This window comes from Nodosilinea sp. LEGE 07298, assembly GCF_015207265.1.
In the GTDB taxonomy this organism is placed as follows: Bacteria; Cyanobacteriota; Cyanobacteriia; order Phormidesmidales; family Phormidesmidaceae; genus Nodosilinea.
The window spans coordinates 1-3,247 of record NZ_JADEXE010000472.1 but is presented as its reverse complement, the minus strand read 5'-3'; the positions used below and the strand labels follow the sequence as shown (position 1 = coordinate 3,247).

Genomic DNA, 3,247 nt, shown 5'->3' with positions numbered 1-3,247 from the left:
GGGATGGGGTTTCAGTCATCCCAGAATTTTACCGGAGCGGGTTAATTTATAGGACGTGATGCCATGGGCAAACGACCGTTTGCCCCAGTTCTCCATTAAATAGCTCGTAAAAATTCTCTGTGCCGTCGTCGTAGGCCAGATAGTCGTCAAAGCTGTAGAACCTGTGCCGAGTTTGCACCATAGGAGTGGTCTATCGGGATTATGCTCAGTCTAATGGGTGATCGGGGTGCAAGGTTTAGGGTTTTAGGTGCAAGGACAGAGCCAAGCCCTAAATCTTGCACCTAAAACCCTAAACCCCTCTTAACCTGTGCGGTAGAATCTAGGCCAGCCTGTGACAGACTATCATTAAGAAAGTTGATGTAAGTAGGTTGGCAGAATCAACGCCCCCTCGGTGCTAACCTTCATTGAGCACGCAGACAGACAGATAAGGAGACGCCAGAGCGAATGGGAAAAGTAGTTGGCATCGACCTAGGCACGACCAACTCAGTGGTCTCTGTAATGGAGGGTGGCAAGCCGGTGGTAATTGCCAACGCTGAAGGGATGCGCACAACACCTTCGGTGGTGGCCTTTAGCAAAGAAGGCGAGCGCCTGGTGGGTCAGATGGCCCGCAGGCAGACGGTGCTCAACCCCCAAAACACGTTCTACGGCGTCAAGCGCTACATGGGTCGCCGCTACGCTGAGCTAGACCCGTCGTCTAAGCGGGTGCCCTACACCATTCGTCGCGATGAGGCGGGTAACGTCAAAATTCGTTGCCCCCGCCTCGAAAAAGACTTTGCCCCCGAAGAAATTTCGGCTATTGTGCTGCGCAAGCTGGCGGATGAGGCCAGCCGCTACCTGGGTCAGCCGGTCACCGGGGCCGTAATTACCGTGCCCGCCTACTTTAACGATGCCCAGCGCCAGGCCACCCGCAACGCCGGACGAATTGCCGGACTAGAGGTCAAGCGCATTCTTAACGAGCCCACGGCGGCCGCCCTAGCCTACGGCCTTGACCAGGCTCAGAATGAAACCATTCTGGTGTTTGATCTGGGCGGCGGTACCTTCGATGTGTCCATTCTCGATGTGGGCGATGGGGTGTTTGAGGTGCGATCGACCTCGGGCGATACTCAGCTGGGTGGCACCAACTTTGACACCAAAATTGTCGACTGGCTAGCCGACCAGTTTCTCGAAAAAGAAGGCATTGACCTACGCAAAGACCGCCAGGCCTTGCAGCGTTTAACTGAGGCTGCCGAAAAGGCCAAAATTGAGCTGTCGGGTGTGGCCAGCACCGAAATTAGTCTGCCATTCATTACCGCAACTCCTGACGGCCCCAAGCATATTGAGACGCGCCTCAGCCGATCGCAGTTTGACGGGCTGTGTGGCGATCTGGTCAGCGCCTTGCGTGCTCCCCTCAAACAGGCGCTAAGTGACGCGGGCCTCACCCCCAACGACATCGACGAGGTGGTGCTGGTGGGCGGCGGTAGCCGTATGCCCATGGTGCAAGATCTGGTGCGCGGGTTAATTGGTCTCGAACCCAGCCAGGCGGTAAACCCTGATGAAGCGGTGGCGGTTGGCGCAGCGGTACAGGCGGGCATTATCACCCAAGAAGTTCAAGACATTATGCTGCTCGATGTCACCTCCCTATCGCTAGGGTTGGAGACCATCGGCGGCGTGATGAAGAAGGTGATTCCCCGCAACACCACGATTCCGGTGCGGCGATCGGACATTTTTTCGACCTCCGAGAACAACCAGACCTCGGTAGAGGTGCACGTGCTCCAGGGCGAGCGCGAGATGGGGGGTGACAACAAATCGCTGGGCCGCTTCAAGCTGATGGGCATTCCTCCCGCGCCGCGCGGTGTGCCCCAGGTGCTGGTGTCCTTTGATATTGATGCCAATGGCATTCTGCAAGTCTCGGCGATGGATAAAACTACCGGGCGCGAGCAGAGCCTGACGGTGCAGGGCGCTTCCAACCTGGAAGAAGGCGAAGTGCAGCGCATGATCCGTGAGGCGGAGGAGTTTGCTGAAACCGATCGCCTGCAGCGGGAGCGGGTCGAGAAACGCAATCGGGCTGAGGCACTCACTTTCCAGGCCGAGCGGCTGCTGCGGGAGGTGGCGCTTGACTTTGGTATGCAGTTTGCCCGCGATCGCCGTCGCCGCATCGAAGGACTGGTGCAAGAGTTGCGCGACTACCTGGAGCAAAGCGATGAGCGCGGTATCGACATAGCTCAGGCCGAACTGCAGGACGAACTCTACGATCTCAACCGCGAAGCCTATCTGTACGAGGCTGAAGATGCCCCTGAAGGCGGCATTCTAGGTCAAATTGGCAACACCCTGAAGAAAACCTTCGCCTTTGACGACGACCTGGATGCGCGACCCAACTACGGCTACCAGGGCAATTCCTCCTGGGGCAACTGGGACGACGACTGGGACTACGACAATCGCGGTGGAGCGGGTGGACAGCGCTACGGCAGCCCGGCCTACGACAACCGCGCCTACGGTACGACCGGCTATAGCGGTCAAGGCTATAGCAACCAGGGTTACAGCGCCCAGGGTTATAACGACTCGGGCTATGGCAGCCAAGAGTATAACGACCCAGGCTATGGCGGTCAGGGCTACAGCAACCCCGGCTACGATCGCCCTCCAGCCAATCGTCCCCAATCGCCCGCCGCAGACTACAGCCAGTCTGGTTATGACCGCCAGGACTACGGTCGTCAAGACTACGGGCAGCCCGACGAAGGGCGTAGGCCAGCCCCTGGCTACGATCAGTCGGGCTATAATCGCCCCGACTATGGAGATCAAAACTCTGCCCCAGCCCGGCGTGGCTACGATGACTCTGGCTATGATGGCGCTGGCTACGACAACGCTGGCTACAATGATCCGCGCTACAGCGATCCCCGTGACCCAGAACGTAGCGGGGGCTACGGCAATGCCGGGTATCGAGATGACGGAACAGGCGGGGCCGGTACGGGTACGCGCCCCGAGGCAGCTCCCGATCGCTCCGTAAATCGCGGCTACGATGCTCAGGGTTACGGTACTCAGAACTACGATCCCTATGACCGTCCCAGCTCGCCGACCGCAGCAGCGCCTCCAAATAATTGGGATGACGACCCCTGGGGCCAGTCGGCACCCGCCAGCCGCCCCCCCGAGACGCAGGCTCCTCAAGGCCAACCCCGTCCTGCCGCCGCCCCAGAACGAGGAGATGGCATTACTGGAGTAGATCGCTCTATGAATCGCCGACCGGCCCCCCGTTACGACGACGACAACTGGAGCG

General features: G+C 59.0%; 2 protein-coding genes. One reads left to right on the top strand and one right to left on the bottom strand.

The genetic code is table 11. The annotated features are described in order from the left end of the window. Positions 1-46: 46 nt before the first annotated feature. Positions 47-181, bottom strand: coding sequence for a hypothetical protein (locus IQ273_RS34610; protein WP_255534764.1), 135 nt, complete (start codon positions 179-181; stop codon positions 47-49). Positions 182-444: 263 nt separating this feature from the next. On the opposite strand from IQ273_RS34610, the gene dnaK reads away from it, so the two are divergent. Beyond that, the coding region (dnaK, locus tag IQ273_RS31860) for a molecular chaperone DnaK (RefSeq protein WP_228054282.1) at positions 445-3,247 on the top strand (2,803 nt) is incomplete at its 3' end.